16 protein-coding genes and 3 pseudogenes are annotated in these 19,283 nt (G+C 54.9%); all 19 read right to left on the bottom strand.

Features of this window, described 5'->3' with window-relative positions; translation table 11 throughout:
• Window positions 1–618: 618 nt before the first annotated feature.
• Window positions 619–1,116: a DUF4189 domain-containing protein gene (locus FHT09_RS05740; RefSeq protein WP_104606517.1), complete on the bottom strand. Its 498-nt coding sequence runs from the start codon at window positions 1,114–1,116 to the stop codon at window positions 619–621.
• 20 nt (window positions 1,117–1,136) lie between these two features.
• Window positions 1,137–2,207 (bottom strand): annotated as a pseudogene (locus FHT09_RS05735) (type IV secretion system protein).
• 39 nt (window positions 2,208–2,246) lie between these two features.
• Window positions 2,247–3,536: pseudogene (locus FHT09_RS05730) on the bottom strand (peptidoglycan-binding domain-containing protein).
• A 158-nt stretch (window positions 3,537–3,694) separates the two neighbouring features.
• Window positions 3,695–4,057 (bottom strand): hypothetical protein, encoded by a 363-nt coding sequence (locus FHT09_RS05720; RefSeq protein ID WP_258077236.1) that lies wholly within the window; start codon window positions 4,055–4,057, stop codon window positions 3,695–3,697.
• Window positions 4,058–4,495: 438 nt separating this feature from the next.
• Window positions 4,496–4,900, bottom strand: a complete 405-nt coding sequence (locus tag FHT09_RS05715) for a DUF4189 domain-containing protein (protein WP_104606505.1) — start codon at window positions 4,898–4,900, stop codon at window positions 4,496–4,498.
• A 33-nt stretch (window positions 4,901–4,933) separates the two neighbouring features.
• On the bottom strand, window positions 4,934–5,449 hold the full coding sequence (locus tag FHT09_RS05710) for a DUF4189 domain-containing protein (RefSeq protein ID WP_243848947.1): 516 nt from the start codon (window positions 5,447–5,449) through the stop codon (window positions 4,934–4,936).
• On the bottom strand, window positions 5,446–6,525 hold the full coding sequence (locus FHT09_RS05705; RefSeq protein WP_166774545.1) for a type IV secretion system protein: 1,080 nt from the start codon (window positions 6,523–6,525) through the stop codon (window positions 5,446–5,448). Before FHT09_RS05705 ends, FHT09_RS05710 begins: the two co-directional genes overlap by 4 nt.
• Before the next feature lie 93 nt (window positions 6,526–6,618).
• A complete protein-coding gene (locus FHT09_RS05700; RefSeq protein WP_181141489.1) occupies window positions 6,619–7,440 on the bottom strand; it encodes a hypothetical protein in 822 nt (273 codons plus the stop codon).
• Window positions 7,433–8,905: pseudogene (locus FHT09_RS05695) on the bottom strand (VirB4 family type IV secretion/conjugal transfer ATPase); the annotation flags it as partial. The pseudogene FHT09_RS05695 and the gene FHT09_RS05700, both read right to left, overlap by 8 nt.
• A 173-nt stretch (window positions 8,906–9,078) precedes the next feature.
• Entirely contained in the window at window positions 9,079–10,479 is a 1,401-nt protein-coding gene (locus FHT09_RS05690; protein ID WP_258077312.1) for a peptidoglycan-binding protein, read from the bottom strand.
• 35 nt (window positions 10,480–10,514) lie between these two features.
• Window positions 10,515–11,414, bottom strand: a complete 900-nt coding sequence (locus tag FHT09_RS05685; protein ID WP_258077311.1) for a hypothetical protein — start codon at window positions 11,412–11,414, stop codon at window positions 10,515–10,517.
• Window positions 11,415–11,504: 90 nt separating this feature from the next.
• Window positions 11,505–11,993 carry a DUF4189 domain-containing protein gene (locus FHT09_RS05680; protein ID WP_104607584.1) on the bottom strand — a complete coding sequence of 163 codons (489 nt, stop codon included), beginning with the start codon at window positions 11,991–11,993 and terminating at the stop codon, window positions 11,505–11,507.
• Window positions 11,994–12,021: 28 nt separating this feature from the next.
• Window positions 12,022–13,104 carry a type IV secretion system protein gene (locus FHT09_RS05675; protein WP_260283636.1) on the bottom strand — a complete coding sequence of 361 codons (1,083 nt, stop codon included), beginning with the start codon at window positions 13,102–13,104 and terminating at the stop codon, window positions 12,022–12,024.
• Between the two features lie 93 nt (window positions 13,105–13,197).
• Window positions 13,198–14,019, bottom strand: a complete 822-nt coding sequence (locus tag FHT09_RS05670; RefSeq protein ID WP_181141489.1) for a hypothetical protein — start codon at window positions 14,017–14,019, stop codon at window positions 13,198–13,200.
• The gene (locus tag FHT09_RS05665) at window positions 14,012–16,465 is read right to left on the bottom strand and encodes a VirB4 family type IV secretion/conjugal transfer ATPase (protein ID WP_166774544.1); all 2,454 of its coding nucleotides are present in this window, start codon (window positions 16,463–16,465) and stop codon (window positions 14,012–14,014) included. The genes FHT09_RS05670 and FHT09_RS05665 overlap by 8 nt, the downstream gene beginning before the upstream one ends.
• Window positions 16,466–16,567: 102 nt before the next feature.
• Entirely contained in the window at window positions 16,568–16,879 is a 312-nt protein-coding gene (locus FHT09_RS05660; protein ID WP_104533768.1) for a VirB3 family type IV secretion system protein, read from the bottom strand.
• Window positions 16,872–17,282, bottom strand: a complete 411-nt coding sequence (locus FHT09_RS05655) for a TrbC/VirB2 family protein (RefSeq protein ID WP_104606048.1) — start codon at window positions 17,280–17,282, stop codon at window positions 16,872–16,874. Before FHT09_RS05655 ends, FHT09_RS05660 begins: the two co-directional genes overlap by 8 nt.
• A gap of 58 nt (window positions 17,283–17,340) precedes the next feature.
• Entirely contained in the window at window positions 17,341–18,168 is an 828-nt protein-coding gene (locus FHT09_RS05650; protein ID WP_166774779.1) for a lytic transglycosylase domain-containing protein, read from the bottom strand.
• 61 nt (window positions 18,169–18,229) lie between these two features.
• Window positions 18,230–19,270, bottom strand: a complete 1,041-nt coding sequence (gene virB11, locus FHT09_RS05645; RefSeq protein WP_166774543.1) for a P-type DNA transfer ATPase VirB11 — start codon at window positions 19,268–19,270, stop codon at window positions 18,230–18,232.
• Window positions 19,271–19,283: the final 13 nt, after the last annotated feature.

Below are 19,283 nucleotides of genomic sequence, written 5' to 3'. Positions count from 1 at the left end.
CCAGCCAAGAGCGTTAGCGTAGCGGCGTAACAGACCCAGAGCGTGCCCGTGCATACGTATTCATGGACAGCCGCATGTGTAACGACTCAGCTGCTTTTTCTCAGGTCACGCGATTAATGAAGCGGCGTATGCAGCAGGGGAGCACCGTCTGCGTGCCTGAATATAGACATATTCTGCACACTGAACGATATGCACGAGCAACCAAGCAATGGTCACCAACCACAATAAACGAACACGGCAAGATAGCTCGGATGGGCTGATGCCCGCCGAGTTCCGTGATCAACATCAACCACAGACCTCTAATTTTAGCTGGCACTGAATTGTGGGGAGTCGACACCACTTATTTCTTCTTGTTCTTGCAGCATAACGCCTGAAGTAGAAAATAATAAAATTATTATATTTCCGCCACTACAGAAGCGACCCGCTAATCATAATGAAAATGTCATAAATGTCGACAAAACTCAAATGCCCGCAGCATATATCTACTCGCTATATGTCATAACTTCCTTAATGGTATTTAATCTAAATAAATCATAAATAATATTTGACATTTCAATCAAGCCACGATCAAACTTACATCCGAAAAGTAAAGTCAGCATGGAAATCGCTAGTCGAAAACTAGAAATTACGGAATACTGGTTTAGTGCAATCCTTATAAATAACAGAGCAATCTAGCCCACCCTTTTTCCTGCACATATCCATAGCATCGCTTTCGGCAAGCGCTATACTTGGCGCACCAGCAACACCTGCCCGGCCCTGCGCAGAGCTTGGAGAAGCAAGTGCAACACATTGATTTCGGTAAGTAAAGGTAACCGCGCATCCACGATGCCCTGCTACTTGACATTGATCAATCGCATCAGCCTCCGCGTCGCCTTTTGAAAATTTACCTATAGAAGCCCAAGCTTCAGAACTATCTTCAGCATTTACGATAGCCCCCCAAGTTTTGATCCATTCACCTGTGGGACGGGGTGGAGCGGGCGGCGTATTACCCCTTGAAGTTCCAGAATCAGGACCGCATTGCGGACTACCTGACGCAACGCCGGAAGGACAAGCAGTTTGGGCATTTGCAAATCCAGAAAAACCCAATATGATAATTATCATTGATAGAAATTTCATAAGCATTACCTTAGTGTAGTTTAACCAATTTGATTATTAGAAGCTGCGCCACGAGCACCTGTACTCACCGCGGCATTGGGAGTCTCACTACCGCTAACTCGTGTATTAACTTGAGTGATGCTTTTCTGACTGTCTGCAGTACGCGCACCATCATTAGCGGGCGCCGAGGGCGCATAAGGCAGCCCAGCACCCGACTCTTGGTTAGCTCGATCCAGCTGACCTAATGCCGAGTACGCCGTGAACTGGCCCAGCGTGCCCTGGAAGAAGGCGGCGGCCATCGGCGGTGCGGTGACGATCAAGGTTGTCATGACCAAACCTAGCCCTCCTTGTTGCAATGCCATGCTGCTGATGCCCTCGCCACTGTTCCCTGGGAATGCGTACTTGGCAAGGAATGCAACAGCCACTGCGCCGATCACCTTCGTTGCCAGGCTCACCGTGAAGCTCAACACCGACAACGAAAACACCATACCTAACCCATATAGCAGCCACTTGCTGAACAACGACTTCGTCGCCTGAAACAGCAGGCACATGATGAACAAGGGACCGAAGCCCACAAACAGCGCCATACCAATCTTGTTCAACAGAAGCAGTGAGCCCCCCACCACGCCGGGGCCTGCCATCCCTACCCCAGTGAACCAGCGCGCCCGGGTCTTCTCGTCGTCGCGCTGTTGGTTGCCTGCTGTCTGGATCTGATTGATGCTCATCATCGCAATTTGCATCAAACCCAAATTCTTGTCGATCGCATCGTAGGGACTTTTCGAATCCCCGGTCACCACTTGGGTAATGGACTGGCTAACACCGTCAGTCAGCGTCCAGTACAGTTTCGACGAACCTTCGGCCATGCTCGTCGCCAGACCGATGATCAGCGAGGCGCGCAACGCCGTCACCACCAAGCCCATGGCCGCCTCGCGGGACTGGCCGGTCACGATGCGATACCCCTGGATAAAAATCCAAAGCGTCGGCACCGTCAATGACACCATACCTACTTAGAATGTCGTGCGCTTTAACAACTCCCACTGGAAGATCGCTATCTCATCGCGCAGGTCGTTGCGAGTAAAGCCAAGGCGAACATTCCTGACCTCCTTGGCGATGTACCAGATCGCTGAAGCGCAACGACCAACACGCCCGACTTACATGGACATCGAGCGGGAAGCAGTTTCCTGGGCCTGCACCTGAGTGGCCTGATGCCGGCTTTCCTCGGCCGCTTGCCTGCTGCTGTTTTCCAACGGCTGATTCTGCGCTTGGTTGCGGGCCACAAAAACCCGCTGCATTGCCGGGTCGGTCATTTCGCCCTGTACTGCGAAGAAGCCGTCGCCGCTCTTGTTGGGCACCACATGGTCGATGCGTTGGAGACCGCTGACCTTTGACTCGAACACGATTTGGCCGGCTGCCTGCTCAAGTTCTTTACGGTTGGCAAAGCCACTACGTTCACATAAGGCTTCCAGCTTGCTCACTGCACCGTTGTACATCGCGTTGTCGGGATGGCGAGGGTCAGACAACAAGGGGCTGGATGCTGCCCGTGCCGGCGCAGCAGGAGCGGTCGTGTGCTCAGGTTGCTTGAGTGCCGCCTGGGTCAACGCCTTGGCCAAAGCGGCCTGAGTCTGCTGACCTGCGACGCCGTCTATCTGCAACCCGTGCTCGCGCTGGAATTGCTCGACCGCATATTTTGTGTTGCCGCCGAAATCGCCATCCGCGTGCAGCGGCTTGCCATCGCGGCCAACAGCGCCAAGCTGAGCAAGCTGGCCTTGAAGGTGCTTCACCTGCGCGCCGCGCTCGCCTTGTTCTAGTTTCCCGTCATGCGATGCATCGCGCTTCGGCTGCTGAGGCACAGCAGAGGTATTCGTATGCATAGCATGCGAACGGCCCGGCTGCATGTATTGATCCATTCCATCACGATTACGTGTGATGTCGTGCATGTAGTCGTAGTTGCTGGTGCCGTTGCTGTCGCTGATGACCCGCCCGCCAGTGACAGCTTCGCGCGCACCACCGTAGCCTGAGATATGGCGGGCTCTCAGAAAGCCTGCCACCTTGGCTGGATCATCAACTTCGTCCAACACGCCATTGCGGATCGCTTGGCTATACGCCTTGTGGCTGTTGATCTTGAACGCACCATCCTACAATGCGGCCGATGACTTGTATTGCTCAAGGCTCAGCCCGTTCTTCCAGTTAGAGGAGTCCTCAAGAAAACGCGTCATACCACCGCTACTCGCCTACTTCCATTCCGCACCACGTACCTTTTGTGGATCGAAACCGGCATCAGTCATCGCATCGTTGAGCTTGGCACGATCTACATATCCCGCATCGGCTAACCAGCCTGCCCCCGCTTGATAACGACCGACGCAACCCTGTTTATTAGTAATCCGCAAATCGCCGCCATTGCTTTTGGTCATGACGGTCGATGCAATCAGACGATGCGTCATCGCGTCATCGACACCCGCGATGTTGCCTTGATCGTAGCCTTGGGCGGTGGCCGCCGCTTTTTCTCGTCTATCAGCCATGATGCATGTCCACTGGATATGACGATTAGGAAAAACACCAGCCTTCTACTGATGCCTGGGGGTGGCTCCTTCACGACTCTTTACACTGCAGCGCTTAAATTCTTTTTTTGTGGCTTCGTTTTCGTAAAAACGAATGTTGTGGAGCCTGGCCCACGCGTTTCTTCACCATCGTCCAGATAGGCCTCTACAAATGCCTCACCTGCATCAAGACCGATCGCATAGAACTTGGTATGCAATGGATCTGGCCCACCGTCCTCGTCTCCCGCACAGTTGTCTGCAATCAATCGCACCGCTGTAGCCGTCGGCAACTGGCGCCTCAAGACCTCGACATACTCTGGACTGGCGTAGAACTTCTTCACTACAATAGAATGCACAGTACGCGCATCGCCATTGAGCGTGATGCCTGACTCGCCTTCATGGCTTGCTTCGCCCCCCATCTGCACCCTGGCCTCCATCCGGCACATCTACCGCGCCGAATCCATCGAGCAGCAAGGTCCCGCTGCGACACTGCGCATTCTCTGGGTCGGTGCCGTCGGAATTATCTTTCGGGGAGATATCCCTCCATTGCACACTGGGAACCGCATCGAAACTCGACCAAGGCGTACCATTTTGGGCAACAAGTAACGAAACGACCTGATAAATCGATGTCATTCGCTCTTTTTCTCCTGAATTCTTGGTCTGCGAAACGGGCTCATTTTAACTTTCCTGCAAATTTTGCCGTGTACTCGATGAAGTGTCAGCTACTTTTTCTGGAGTAGCCTCCTGCTTGCACGCCGCCAGCAACAGAAAACCACTGAACATCAAAACTGCGGACAGCTTTCGCGAAGAATTATCACACTGGTTCTCGCTTATTATTATTTCAATACTATTTGAATGCTGAATCAATACATTTTGGAAATGAAATTCTGCACTAACACCTGGCCAGTTCGCCCTTTAGCAGCTTGCACCACAGCGACACATTGATTTTTGTAGGTAAAGTTAACCTCACAATCAGAGTTGCCAAAATTCGTGCAAATTTTAATCGCCTCTACCTTAGCATCCTCCTCAGAAAACTTCCCTGTACTACTTCCAATATCACCGTTATCAGAGCTAGCAATTGCGCCCCACGTCCTAATCCATTCCCCAGTGATTTGGGATGGAGCATTTTGAGGCTTCATCTCCGGCGTGTCGGAGATGAACTGACTACTCCCCATCTGGGTACCGATCGAGCAGCGTGCTTGTGCGAAAGCACCAGAAGCAGGATAAATAAGCAAAATCAAGATAGGTTTAACCCAAGAGCGAGCCATCACTTTGCGTCATCCCGAACGGCTCTATTATTACTAGTATTTTCTAAAAAATGGTTCAGAGCACTCAGAATAGATAACTGTACATGATCCAGAATCACTTGCTTCACAGCTTTTGGATGCAGATTTTATAGCAGCCTTTTTTGAAGCAGACGACTGATAGAAACTTTTAGAAATTGAAGAGACCAAGGCAGCACATTGATTTTGATAGCTTAATCGGACCTCACAATCTTTAGCGCCACCCAAAGCACATTGTTCAGTTGCTGCTTGCTGAGCTTCACTTTCAGAAAATTTACCCACGGCGCTCCCAGCCTCGCCAGTGGAACTGGAACGAGCAATCGCGCCCCACGTCTTAATCCACTCGCCTGTTGGATTAGAGGGAGGTGCTTGTTGGCCTTGCATATCGGGCGTATCGGGAATGCATTGCATGCTTCCCATCTGAGTACCAATAGGACATCTAGTTTGGGCATTCAGAGAAGGACAGAGGATAAAAAACCAAGAGATACAAATAATCAGTTGAGGAAACTGCATCACGACCGCCTTGTTTTTCATTTTTGAGCAAGACCACGGCTACCCGCATTCGACTCTTGACCGGCAGTAGGTTCATTGCGCATCACAGTTGGCGCTCCGGTGTGATCTTGAGTGCGCTGATTTTCGATATTTTTAGCCGGCGCACTCATCTGCGCATTCGGCCCCTGTCGATTGGCGTTAGACGCCGCATCCGACGAGCCCAGTGAGCCAATCGCCGAATAAGGTGCGAACTGACCTAACGTGCCCTGGAAGAACGCTGCCGCCATCGGTGGCGCGGTTAGAATTAACGTCGTCAAGACCAAGCCTACTCCTCCCTGCTGCAACGCCATGCTGCTGATGCCTTCACCATTGCCGCCGCTGACCGCCCACTTGGCAAGAAACGCCACACCCACCGCACCCACAACCTTTGTTGCCAAGCTCACCGTAAACGTCAGCACCGAAAGTGAAAACATCGTGCCTAGTCCGTATAGCAGCCATTTGCTGAACAGCGACTTGGTCGCCTGGAACAGCAGGCACAGGATGAAGAGTGGTCCAAAGCCCACCACCAGCGCCATCGCCAGTTTGTTCAACAACAGCATCGAGCCTGCCACCACGCCGGGGCCGGCCATGCCGATACCAGTGAACCAGCGCGCCCGGTTCTTGGCGTCTTCGCTTTCTTTATCGCCGCCTGTCTTGATCTGATCCAACCCAGCCAGCGCCATCTGCATCAACATCAGGTTCTTGTCGATCGCCTCGTACGGGCTGTCCGAGTCGCCGGTCACCGTCTTGGTGATCGCTGCGCTGATCCCGTCGGTCAAGCTCCAGTAAAGTTGCGGCGAGCCCTTGGCCATGCTCGTCGCCAACCCGATGATCAGCGCAGCGCGCAGCGCTGTGACCACTAGGCCCATCGCGGCTTCACGAGATTGGCCCGTCGCTAGGCGGTAGCCCTGGATCAAGATCCATAGCGTCAGCACCGTCAACGCCACCATGCCTACCCAGGCCGTCGTCCGCGTCAACAATTCCCACTGGAAAATCGCGATCTCGTCGCGTAGGTACTTATTGATCAGACGAAAAAATTCGTAGTTGGCGATGTTCGTCAAGAAATCACTGAGTTTCATATGTCACCACATCCACTGAGACGGCTACGCCGTGGGCAGCTACTGCCCGAAGTTGAGTCCATTGCCTACACGCTCCACCACAGTGAGTGCGCATCAATCCTTGTCGATTGCCAATTGCCGGTAGCCGTCAGGCTCTTTGCTCTTGATGGTCTCGAATGCACCCTTCATCGCCGCGCCAGCGATGGCCGTCTTGCCAAGACTCCACAAATCGCCAGTGATTTGAGACCACCAGGAGGATTCGCCCTCCGGATCCGGTGGCTTGGTGCCACTCATCGCTGCCAACGCCGCACCAGTCTGCTTGTCGGTTAAATAGGCCAGACGCCTGTCGTAGGCAAACATCGCCGACTCCATCTGCTGACGGTCGATATCCATCATCGCCTTCAACGCCAGCAGCTTATTGGTGTTGCTGTCCAGCAAGCCAATTTGCCCGTCCTTGATCCCAGCTCGATCCTTCTCCAGTTTACGCAGACGCTTCAGTCGCTCGGTGGTGATCTCATTCATCGCCACCATGTAGTTGTATTGCGCATTGCGCGTGCGCTGGGTCAACTCACAGACCTGCTTCTGCACGCTGGACACCGGCGTGCCAGACGTGGAGGACGCACACCCCGAAACACCAAAGTCGTCAGCCACCTTCTTTAGCGCCTCCTTCGGCTTTTCGACCTCCTTGCCACTCGACTCTTCGCCTTCACCCTTGCCGACCTTCTGATTCTCAAGCATCTTTTCGGTCGTTGTATTGAGCTTGTTGTCGATCACTTCCCACTGCGCACTGGCGGCTCCGGCCATGCAGAGCAGCACTAGTCCCGTCAATACCCGAGAAAAATGTCTGAACTTGGTTGTCATGGTGTTTTTCGCCTCCTGTGACACAGATGGATATATTGCCGGGTGAATATATTGATTGATATCGGAGTTACGCATCTTCAACTTCCTTGTCCTTGACCGACTTGCGCTTGCCCGAACCCTTGCGGTTGGCATAGAAGTCCTCCAGCCACTGCTCCGGAGTTAGTTGGTCAACACTCACGCCTAACTTATCGGCTTTGCGCGACAGAATCTGATGCATGATCTCGATGTTGTCGGTCGAGGACGAAATGACCGCCAGTGCGTCGTCCATACCACGCAGGTTGAGCTGGCACACCGCAGAGGCATGGCCTTGCTTGACCAGGAAGCAGCGCGAGCGCTCGTCGAGCGAGACGACCACCTGGTACTCGGCATCGGTCAGCTTGAGGCCTTCGATGTAGTCGTCACGACTGGCGTTGGGGTTGGGCAGCAGCACCATCGTGGCGGTCTGCTCGATCAGCGCCGCGGCGATGTCGCTGGCCAGGGCGTCTTCCGGGCTCTGGGTCGCGAAGATGCCCAGGCCGTTCTGTTTACGGATGGTCTTCTGCTTGTTCTTGGCGAACTCCTTCAGGCCACCCTTGCCGTCCAGGATCTTCCAGAATTCGTCCATCACGTAGATCAGCGGACGCCCGTCGATCAGCGCCTCCAGGCGGTGCAGCAGATAGTTGATCACCGGCACGCGCACTTCGGCGTTGTCGATCACGTCGGTATAGTCGAAGCCGATGATCGACGCACGCGTCAGGTCGATGGTGTCCACCGGGTTATCGAACACCCAGCCCAGCGAATTGCCGGCGGTCCAGCGACGCAGGCGCGCATACAGCCCGTCGTCGCCCATGTTCGGCAGGCTCTTGCGGAAGTTGCTCATGCTGCGCAGATGCATCGGCGTGTCCAGCATGCCTTCCACCGCGCGGTAGATGTCTTCCTCCTCGCGTGCGCTGTATTCGGGCTTGCCACCGAGCACCTTGATCAATTCGGCAAGGAATTGGGTGTTGGCCTCATTGCGCTCGCACTGGAACGGGTTAAAGCCGGTCGGGGAGCCATTCTCCAGCGCCAGGTAGTTCCCGCCACAGGCACGTACGAAGATCTCCGCGCCGCGATCCTTGTCGAAGAAGAAGATCGTCGGGATCGGATCGAACTTCTGCACCTGGCTCAACAGGAAGTTGATCAGCGCCGTCTTGCCGGTACCGGACTTGCCGATCACCATCGTATTGCCGATCGCCTTCTCACCCAGGGAGTTCTCGGCCGGGTGGGTCGCGTGGAAATTGAAATAATACGGCTGGCCGTTGGTGGTCTGCAGGGTGGTGACACAGTCGCCCCAAGGGTTGTTGTGCTGCTTACCCTGGGCAAAGTTATGCAACGGCGACAAACCGAGGAAGTTGAGCGAACTCAAGTTGGCGATACGCGTGCGGAAGCGCCAGTTACCCGGCAGCTGCGCATAGAACGACGAGGCGATCGCCAGATCTTCCTTGGCCGAGACGAAGCCGGCATTGGAGAGCTCTGCGCGCGTCGTCGCGATCTGCCTTGCCAACTTCTCCTGGCTGTCGGCACCGTAAAATCAGACAACGCTTAAAATTAATAATAAATGAATATTGGAACATGGGTATATGCAAAACGTCTCGACAGCGACCGCTCTACGCGCTCGGTGAGCGAACAGAAGAGCCAAAAAGACGATGGCCTTGGCAAAGCCAAGGCCATCGGGTAAGCCGGAGCACGTTCTAGCTAGAGCGTTCGGCTGCGCGTATCGGCTTCTTGTACTTGTGTTTGCTGTGACTGACGCTGACTTTCTTCAACCGCTTGTCGGCTACTGTGTTCCAATGGCTGATTCTGCGCCTGCGCGCGATCCACAAAGACCCGTTGCATCGCCGGGTCGGTCATCTCGCCTTGTACTGCGAAGAAGCCGTCTCCGCTCTTGTTGGGAACCACATGGTCGATGCGTTGCATACCGCTGACTTTGGCCTCGAACACGATCTGGCCGGCCGCTTGCTGGAGTTCTTGCCGGTTGGCAAAACCGCCACGCTCGCCAAGTACCTCCAGCTTGCTCACTGCGCCGTTGTACATTGCATTGTCTGGATGGCGCGGATCGGACAGCAGAGGGATGCCGGCCGGTGCAGCTTGCAGTGCTGACTGCTCGGCGTGTTTGGCCGTGTGCTGCGACAGCGCCTGGCCCAATGCGGCCTGCGTGCGTTGACCGACCACACCATCCACCTGCAACCCATGCTCGCGCTGGAAATGCTGCACGGCATGCATAGTGTTTCCACCAAAGTCACCATCGGCTTGCAACGGCTTGCCGTCGCGGCCTGTGGCGCCGAGTTGGGCGAGCTGGCTTTGCAATTGCTTGACGGACTGGCCGCGCTCGCCTTGCTCAAGATGGCCGTCATGTGATGAAAAACCAGCATGATGCCTGGAAGGAGCACCCTCGCCCGACTGCTTGACCGCAGTTCTTTGAATGGTTTCTGTCGGCGTACGATCTGACAGGCTATTACCTACGCTGTCCGCATAGACCGCATATTGGTCCATCTTGCGGCCCATCGCCGCATATGCTTGGGCATTGGTGATGTTGCCATCCCCATAAAGGGAAGAATTGCCCTTGATAACCGCCGCACTCAGCACACTGTTTACTTTTCCATCTGGATTGTCGTGCACTGCCTGTAAAAACTTGGGACCGTCACCTGTGCCAAGGTTATGCATTGCATAGACATTTGCTGCTACATCCTTGCCACCATACTCTGCAGCGCGAACGATATTCTCACGCGTAAACTCAGCCAACATCGCAGCCTGCAGACGCGTATCCTGACGAAGCTCGGGCGCATTCGCCTGCGTGCGAGTAAGATCGGCAGCGTTTTCAACACCATACTTTTCACCGTAGGTGTTGATCATCTGTTGCCAGGTACCATTGAGAAATTGGCCATACCCGTACGCTGACGAGATCGCCATCGTCCCGTCGAACTGCTTGACCGTGTTGTTCTCAGGATGCGTAATCGCAACTGGCCGCGCTTCCGGATTGAATCCGGATTCAAATCCGGCAATCTTGACCATCACACGCGGGTCGATGCCCGCGGCATGCGCCGCATCTTCAAGCTCTTTCCGATGCTCAGCCCATCTATCGTCGATCCTCGCCATGCGACATTCTCCTTAATCAGAATTCATGCGTTGACTCAAGGACTCCAGGGGTAGATTCCTTTCGCTTCGTCGTAAGACACCAACCGTGTTTCCAGCACATTGTCGCCACGCTTGCGTGTAATTTCCAGTGGATACATGCCGGCAGCCACTTTCCCATCGCTCTTGACGTTGAGATCGATCCTCTCGTCCGGGGTGTTCTCGCTGACGCGCGGAATGCCCGAAACGTCACGAATCTCGCTACCCACGGGAACCTGGAGTGAGTAACGCGTCACTTGCACCCCTTGCCAAACGCCGCCGGTGGTCGACAACCAGCCATACCGAGCAGGCCCGACTTGAATCACCTTGGCATCGAGACAACCGCAATCCCCAGCTTGCCCCATATCGATTGCCGGCTTCGAGGCAAGCACTGTCACCTTCTTGTCAGCATCCAGCCCAACAAAAAATAACCCTTCCAGGCCAGGGTCAACTTGTGAATAGATCTCAGCCTGCGGATCGCTGTGCGACTGCACGTAGACCTTGACCCCATCGGCATCGCTGGACACCTTAGAGACAGCACCAATCATGCAGTAATCCAGCGATTCACTGCCTGCTTGAAATGAATATTTCCAGCAACTATGCGTCGCGTCAAAATTTTTAGCGCCGTAAGCCGAGTCCATCACTTCTTTCGCGATAGATTTAAGCTCTTCAGGATTCATCGAGCTACTACTACTAAACTCAATAGCGGGAACGATGGCACCTGCACTACGTCCACCCACACCTTGCTTAATTGAATCGTCATGGGGAACGGCATGAAGATCTTCAGTAGACGCAGCACTTTGAGGTTTGCATCCAATGGCCATCATAAAAAAAATTAAAATCACTGAAATCTTAGACACACCGATCCATGACTTGGCAACCCAATGAAATTTCTTTTTATTTGAATTTACAAAATTCATAAAAATGATAGCCCTATTTTATAATAAACGCCCCACCACCATTGCTACAAAAAAAATCGCAACCAAATTTCGAAGGGGAAATCTTTATTTCTAATATTTTTTAAATATAGGAGCTGTGCAAGCCGAATAAACTACGCTGCAAGATTGCTTATTTATCTTTTCACAAACATTCAATGCCTGCCGGCTAGTTATTTCTTTAGTCTTCCCACTAACGACCGAACTTTCGCCAGCACCGGGAGGAGATGCCATTGAGACGCATTGGTTTTGATAAGATAATGTCAATTTACAATCTGATAAACCAGCCACCTCACATTGATTAACCGCCTCGCTTTCAGCATCCGCCCTCGATGTTTTACCAAGCGATGTCCATGATTCCCCCTGACTAGCTGAGCTGGCAATGGCACCCCACGTTTTAATCCACTCGCCAGTCGTTCGAGGTGGAGGCAGAGGGCTATCCCCTCTCGATGTTCCTGAATCTGGCCCGCACTGTGGGCTACCCGGGGCTACGCCAACCGGGCAAGCCGTTTGCGCAAATAATCCAAACGAGATAAAGGCAAGGCACAGAGGAATCGCCCGCATATTTTTCTTCATATATTTACCTCGTAATTCAGGTTTTTATTCGATCAGAATGCGCACCTTTTGATCCGGTCGTTAAGGGAGTATGTCCCGGATCAGTTGGAGCATTATGTACAGTATGTTGAGACGCGATACGTGCGTCCTTACGTTCATCTGAAGCATTAGGTGCACCAGGCACATAAGGCCGCCCTGCTCCACCTTCCTGGCTCGCACGATCCAACTGCCCCAGCGCCGAGTAGGCCGTGAACTGGCCCAGCGTGCCCTGGAAGAAGGCTGCTGCCATCGGTGGTGCCGTGATGATCAATGTGGTCAACACCAAGCCCAGTCCTCCTTGCTGCAGCGCCATGCTGCTGATGCCTTCGCCGTTGCCGCCGTTAAGTGCCCACTTCGCAAGAAACGCCACACCCACCGCTCCAACCACCTTGGTCGCCAAGCTCACGGTAAAGGTCAGCACAGACAATGAAAACATGGTGCCTAATCCGTATAGCAGCCATTTGCTGAACAGCGACTTGGTCGCCTGGAACAGCAGGCACAGGATGAAGAGTGGTCCAAAGCCCACCACCAGCGCCATCGCCAGTTTGTTCAACAACAGCATCGAGCCTGCCACCACGCCGGGGCCGGCCATGCCGATACCAGTGAACCAGCGCGCCCGGTTCTTGGCGTCTTCGCTTTCTTTATCGCCGCCTGTCTTGATCTGATCCAACCCAGCCAGCGCCATCTGCATCAACATCAGGTTCTTGTCGATCGCCTCGTACGGGCTGTCCGAGTCGCCGGTCACCGTCTTGGTGATCGCTGCGCTGATCCCGTCGGTCAAGCTCCAGTAAAGTTGCGGCGAGCCCTTGGCCATGCTCGTCGCCAACCCGATGATCAGCGCAGCGCGCAGCGCTGTGACCACTAGGCCCATCGCGGCTTCACGAGATTGGCCCGTCGCTAGGCGGTAGCCCTGGATCAAGATCCATAGCGTCAGCACCGTCAACGCCACCATGCCTACCCAGGCCGTCGTCCGCGTCAACAATTCCCACTGGAAAATCGCGATCTCGTCGCGTAGGTACTTATTGATCAGACGAAAAAATTCGTAGTTGGCGATGTTCGTCAAGAAATCACTGAGTTTCATATGTCACCACATCCACTGAGACGGCTACGCCGTGGGCAGCTACTGCCCGAAGTTGAGTCCATTGCCTACACGCTCCACCACAGTGAGTGCGCATCAATCCTTGTCGATTGCCAATTGCCGGTAGCCGTCAGGCTCTTTGCTCTTGATGGTCTCGAATGCACCCTTCATCGCCGCGCCAGCGATGGCCGTCTTGCCAAGACTCCACAAATCGCCAGTGATTTGAGACCACCAGGAGGATTCGCCCTCCGGATCCGGTGGCTTGGTGCCACTCATCGCTGCCAACGCCGCACCAGTCTGCTTGTCGGTTAAATAGGCCAGACGCCTGTCGTAGGCAAACATCGCCGACTCCATCTGCTGACGGTCGATATCCATCATCGCCTTCAACGCCAGCAGCTTATTGGTGTTGCTGTCCAGCAAGCCAATTTGCCCGTCCTTGATCCCAGCTCGATCCTTCTCCAGTTTACGCAGACGCTTCAGTCGCTCGGTGGTGATCTCATTCATCGCCACCATGTAGTTGTATTGCGCATTGCGCGTGCGCTGGGTCAACTCACAGACCTGCTTCTGCACGCTGGACACCGGCGTGCCAGACGTGGAGGACGCACACCCCGAAACACCAAAGTCGTCAGCCACCTTCTTTAGCGCCTCCTTCGGCTTTTCGACCTCCTTGCCACTCGACTCTTCGCCTTCACCCTTGCCGACCTTCTGATTCTCAAGCATCTTTTCGGTCGTTGTATTGAGCTTGTTGTCGATCACTTCCCACTGCGCACTGGCGGCTCCGGCCATGCAGAGCAGCACTAGTCCCGTCAATACCCGAGAAAAATGTCTGAACTTGGTTGTCATGGTGTTTTTCGCCTCCTGTGACACAGATGGATATATTGCCGGGTGAATATATTGATTGATATCGGAGTTACGCATCTTCAACTTCCTTGTCCTTGACCGACTTGCGCTTGCCCGAACCCTTGCGGTTGGCATAGAAGTCCTCCAGCCACTGCTCCGGAGTTAGTTGGTCAACACTCACGCCTAACTTATCGGCTTTGCGCGACAGAATCTGATGCATGATCTCGATGTTGTCGGTCGAGGACGAAATGACCGCCAGTGCGTCGTCCATACCACGCAGGTTGAGCTGGCACACCGCAGAGGCATGGCCTTGCTTGACCAGGAAGCAGCGCGAGCGCTCGTCGAGCGAGACGACCACCTGGTACTCGGCATCGGTCAGCTTGAGGCCTTCGATGTAGTCGTCACGACTGGCGTTGGGGTTGGGCAGCAGCACCATCGTGGCGGTCTGCTCGATCAGCGCCGCGGCGATGTCGCTGGCCAGGGCGTCTTCCGGGCTCTGGGTCGCGAAGATGCCCAGGCCGTTCTGTTTACGGATGGTCTTCTGCTTGTTCTTGGCGAACTCCTTCAGGCCACCCTTGCCGTCCAGGATCTTCCAGAATTCGTCCATCACGTAGATCAGCGGACGCCCGTCGATCAGCGCCTCCAGGCGGTGCAGCAGATAGTTGATCACCGGCACGCGCACTTCGGCGTTGTCGATCACGTCGGTATAGTCGAAGCCGATGATCGACGCACGCGTCAGGTCGATGGTGTCCACCGGGTTATCGAACACCCAGCCCAGCGAATTGCCGGCGGTCCAGCGACGCAGGCGCGCATACAGCCCGTCGTCGCCCATGTTCGGCAGGCTCTTGCGGAAGTTGCTCATGCTGCGCAGATGCATCGGCGTGTCCAGCATGCCTTCCACCGCGCGGTAGATGTCTTCCTCCTCGCGTGCGCTGTATTCGGGCTTGCCACCGAGCACCTTGATCAATTCGGCAAGGAATTGGGTGTTGGCCTCATTGCGCTCGCACTGGAACGGGTTAAAGCCGGTCGGGGAGCCATTCTCCAGCGCCAGGTAGTTCCCGCCACAGGCACGTACGAAGATCTCCGCGCCGCGATCCTTGTCGAAGAAGAAGATCGTCGGGATCGGATCGAACTTCTGCACCTGGCTCAACAGGAAGTTGATCAGCGCCGTCTTGCCGGTACCGGACTTGCCGATCACCATCGTATTGCCGATCGCCTTCTCACCCAGGGAGTTCTCGGCCGGGTGGGTCGCGTGGAAATTGAAATAATACGGCTGGCCGTTGGTGGTCTGCAGGGTGGTGACACAGTCGCCCCAAGGGTTGTTGTGCTGCTTACCCTGGGCAAAGTTATGCAACGGCGACAAACCGAGGAAGTTGAGCGAACTCAAGTTGGCGATACGCGTGCGGAAGCGCCAGTTACCCGGCAGCTGCGCATAGAACGACGAGGCGATCGCCAGATCTTCCTTGGCCGAGACGAAGCCGGCATTGGAGAGCTCTGCGCGCGTCGTCGCGATCTGCCTTGCCAACTTCTCCTGGCTGTCGGCATACACCGCTAGGGTGAAGTGGTACTCGCCCAACACAAAATTGCCGGAGGCCACGTCATCCATCGCCAGGTCCAGGTCGCGGATCTGGCTGGAGGATTTGTCGCCCGACGAAATCATCATGCCCTTGGTGCGTTCCAGCACCTTCAGCGCGTCGTGGCGGCCGACCGGGCTGAAGGAATGCGTCATGACATACTCGAAATCGAGATACTTCAGACCGTTGAGAATGCCGGGATAGGTTCCATCGGCGTACTCCTTGATATTAAGGATCGCGCCGAAGTGATTGATGCCATCCGGGGTCCGGACGACGAAGTCGCCTGTCTTGTTGGCGAACATATGCTTGCTGACGGGCAGGTACGCAGGCACCGGGGCTTGCAGTACCGGCACCGGTTCGTCAATGCGATTAAGTAAATAACCGAGAAATTCCAAGGTCTCGGAGAACACCACGCCATTCTTGGCCTCATACATTCCAAGACGATATGGCGAATAATCTTTCAGAACCGCTTCAACGTTAGTAGCAAGCTCAACGATCTTGGAAACAGCTTGCTCTTCCTCCACACGCAGCCTTTCGGGATCGGCAGACTTTTCAACCAAACGGCGACCCGTCACAACCGGCCGATAAATCATGCTGAAATATAGTTCGTTCTGCATGATCTTTTGCGACGACAATGCAGTGTAATACTCGTCGGACAGGTTCTGATTGAACCCCTGCTTGAAGCGCCCGCCAGTCCCAATCCTGCGCCTACGGCGAACATCGTGTACCCAGAATGCGATGTTGGCAAAATCAGGTGCACGCAGCGTTTGTAGTAAACGATTGAACGTGTTGTGTCGCTGCTCGAGCTCGAACTCGTCCCGCCCCACGAACGGCAAGCCAGCCAGGTGCCAGATCAACAGGTAGTCACCACCGGTCGTCTTGACGACGGACGGCGCCACATGGGTTGAAATGGAGATGAACTCACTGATCGGACTGTCTGGACTGAACATGGTCGTACCAATTTAAAAGGGAAGCGTCACACCAACATGACCATCGCAAACACCAACCCCACGCAGGTTGCACGCGTGGGGTTGGTTCATCGGTTCACATACTCATCGAGGTTTTCCCGGAGGACCCTTGCGATACTCATTTGGAGTGAACACCCACATCCCAGAATAACGCTGGATGTTTCGAGCACGCATTCGAAACAGCCAGCGCAATCCGAGCAACCTGAAGATCATCTCGTCACGCTTGGCCATCTGTTGCATGCCGAAGATGATGACCGGGATGGTCAACAGGTACCAAAGATTGATGTACATCCCCAACAGCAGGCCACCGCCCGCGCCGATGAAGAAGGGGATATAGGGCACCCCCAAAAACATCGCCGGACGGGTGCATCCGCGGAAGAGCACGTCTTTATGCATAGTACTGAGCGACCTGCACCAACGAACCTGTGATCGTGGAGCATTCGCCCGAATCCGAGCCGTTGTTTTGCAGAATCATGTTGGCGATCTGACCAGCTGCGCCAATCAGCACCCCACCGATGAGAATCGGGGACACCTCGGAGATGCGCTTGTGTGCGAAGGCGATCTGGTAACCAGCCACGATGACGGCGATGGTGACCACTGCGATCGAGCCCATATTCAGCAGCTTTGTCACATTGTTCAAAAATCCGCAAACGCGCGTATCGGTATCTGCGAGATCGTTTCCATCAGCCGCCGCGCCACCTGCCACCATCAGCAGCGAGATGAACACCAGTGCCTTCATCGCCTGAGTGCCAACCATCTTGGCATCTGCCATTGTCTTCTTGTCGATTTCAAACTTCATGTCTAACTCCTTGGGAACAGAGGGGGTCCAGCAGCCATATCCGTGGCGATCTTCCATCCTAAAAAACAAATGCACTATCTACTTGCGGAGCCATCTGTGGTGCACGCGGCACGGAGACGGGATTTGCGGGTTGGTCTGTCTGCGTCGAGGCTTGCGGTGCGACAGCGGGCAACGCTACCCCACGCCCTTGGCCTGTCGGCTTTATCACATACAACTCGTCCTCCGCTGCAGGAGCCACGGGGGTGGCCCGACTCGGCAGAGAGTAAGGTGCTGAAGGTGCCGATAGAATAGGCCCCGACGGTGAAGCCACCGTGTTGCCCGCTCCAGATAGATCCTGAATACGACGCGCCACGATCGCATCTGCCAATTCGGCGGCTGCCTGCTTGAGCGGATTGGCAGGCCGCAACTGCACCTGGCGCGTCGGCACGACCGAAATGGGTTCGGCTCCAGAGGATGATGCTACCGACTGACGAATGGATGCATAGATCTTCTGGACATAACCATGCTTGAAGCCGGTTTCGAAGTTTCCGGAATAATAACAGGAGAACGACTTGCCCCAATTGGCGCCAGAGCGCGAGTGGCACTCAGCAAGGATTCTCGAGGCGGCGACCAGATTGGGGCACTTCTCGAAAGCCATTTCATAGGTGGTCAGGCCGTATTTCTGCAGGTTGTACCGATTGACCTGGCCAAGTCCCAGGGAAAAGTTGTAGCCCTTTTGCTCCAGCATCTTGGCGGTGGCAACCGCCTCAGCCAAACCACGTGGCTCACGCACCAGCCGCCCGCCAACCACGCCGATGGCGTAAGGGTTGCGCGACGACTCGACACGGACAACGTGCTGCATCACCTCGCCAGGGACGGCCAGTCCAGTGCACCCCATCAGTTCCATGCCAGGCAACATGTCATTTCTCCTTCCAGAACAGCTCAACCTCAATTGCAAAATCGATGTCTCAGCCGCTGCGCAATGTTCTCAGGGGGTCGAAATCGATGCCCGTGATGAAGCGCCGCCCGGCATGAGCCTTGATGTGAACGACGATATCGATGGTCATTCTCAGCAAGCGCTTGATCACTTCGAATTCCAGACCGGAGCCTTCGTTCGATGCCTTCACCATCAACGCCAACTGGTCCCACGTTTGCTCGACACTTCCGGCGTGGCAACTGGTAATGGAACCCGGATGCCCGGATGCGCAGTTACGAATGAAGTAGAACGACTCATCACCACGCAGCTCGGCCAGGATTATGCGATCCGGCTTCATGCGCAAACAGGCTTCCATGCAGCTTTTTGCTGTCACGTTACTGGCGCTCTGCCCGCCCTTCGAGTACAGCAGGTGCACGGAATTGGGCTGACTGATGAACAGTTCCCGAGCGTCCTCGATCGTCACCAGGCGCTCTTCGCTCGGAATATGATTGACGAGCGCCTTCATGAAGGTGGTCTTTCCGCTACCTGTCGCCCCGGCGACGACGACGTTCTTCTTGTACAGCACGCACTTTTTAAAGAATTCTGCGTAATCGCGCTTGCGGCGCAACTCCAGCAATTCTTGATCGTGATCGCTGACGTCTGCCGATTGCTCAAGCACCTCGTCGAAGAACCCGTCGTGCTTGTATTGTTCGAGGGATTTGGTGTGTTTGGAGGGCAGCCGGATGGTGATAGACACCTTGCCTGCATCGCACGCAGGCGGCATGACGAACTGCGCACGCTGCCCTGTAGGAAACGTCAGCGAGACCACGGGATCTGCATCGGTAATGCGCTGCCCGGTGTTGCTTTCGTTCACAACCGCCGTGCAGAACTGGCGGGCGCGGTCATATGTCAAGGATGGCACGTCGACCCGCTGCCATCCGTGGATCGTTTCAAGATATAGCTCGCCAGGCCGATTGATGCAGATTTCAGTCACGTCAGGCGAATTCAGGTAGTCCAGGATGCCCAGCACCGAGTACTGGTAATCCAGGAAATCATTCGAAATGCGCGCTGTCGGGGAATCGTCAATCGTCATGGCAGGCTGTTCA

The sequence above is a fragment of the Xanthomonas sp. CFBP 8152 genome, assembly GCF_014199025.1.
In the GTDB taxonomy this organism is placed as follows: Bacteria; Pseudomonadota; Gammaproteobacteria; order Xanthomonadales; family Xanthomonadaceae; genus Xanthomonas; species Xanthomonas arboricola_B.
Note: the sequence above shows the minus strand (reverse complement) of the source record. Positions and strands in the feature narration are given on the sequence as shown.